This window comes from Polaromonas sp. P1_G2, assembly GCF_056405515.1.
In genome coordinates, this window is the sequence record NZ_JBFUBY010000675.1 from 1 (window position 1) to 635 (window position 635).

At 57.2% G+C, this 635-nt stretch carries 1 protein-coding gene; it reads right to left on the bottom strand.

Annotated elements, in window-relative coordinates; all coding sequences use genetic code 11:
- Window positions 1–263 precede the first annotated feature (263 nt).
- On the bottom strand, window positions 264–527 hold the full coding sequence (locus AC1D0P_RS26890) for a DUF2312 domain-containing protein (RefSeq protein ID WP_477679523.1): 264 nt from the start codon (window positions 525–527) through the stop codon (window positions 264–266).
- Window positions 528–635 lie beyond the last annotated feature (108 nt).

Here is a 635-nt window from a genome sequence, read left to right on the forward strand (position 1 = left end):
ACATAGGTTCAAATCGCGGCGGCTGGCAATCCCATGAATTGCGAGGCGAAGTTATTCATTTGCGCCTGTGGGATCGCTGATAAACAGCGGACAAAAGAAAACCGCCGGATTGGGTCACATAGGTTCAAATCGCGGCGGCTGGCAATCCCATGAATTGCGAGGCGAAGTTATTCATTTGCGCCTGTGGGATCGCTGATAAACAGCGGACAAAAGAAAACCGCCGGATTGGGTCCGGCGGTTGTTCAAACAGACGACGGGAGGGCTTACTCCTCCGGCGGCGCTTCCACCATGCCGAGCGCGATCATGTAGGTTTCCAGGATCGCCTCCTGTTCCAGCCGTTCGTCCCTGTCCTGCTTGCGGATCGAGATGATCTTGCGCAGGATCTTGGTGTCGAAGCCGGTGCCCTTGGCCTCGCCGTAGACGTCCTTGATGTCGTCGGCGATCGTCTTCTTTTCTTCTTCCAGCCGCTCGATCCGCTCGATGAATGATTTGAGCTGATCACGGGCTACGCCCATTGCATCCGCCATGCCTGCTCCTTCGTGATTCTTTTCTGTCGATCCGGGCCGTTCCCCTGCCGTGAAAGGCAGGCAAGGTCAAGCGGAATCGGACGCGTGAGGACGCGTTCGCCGCTACGC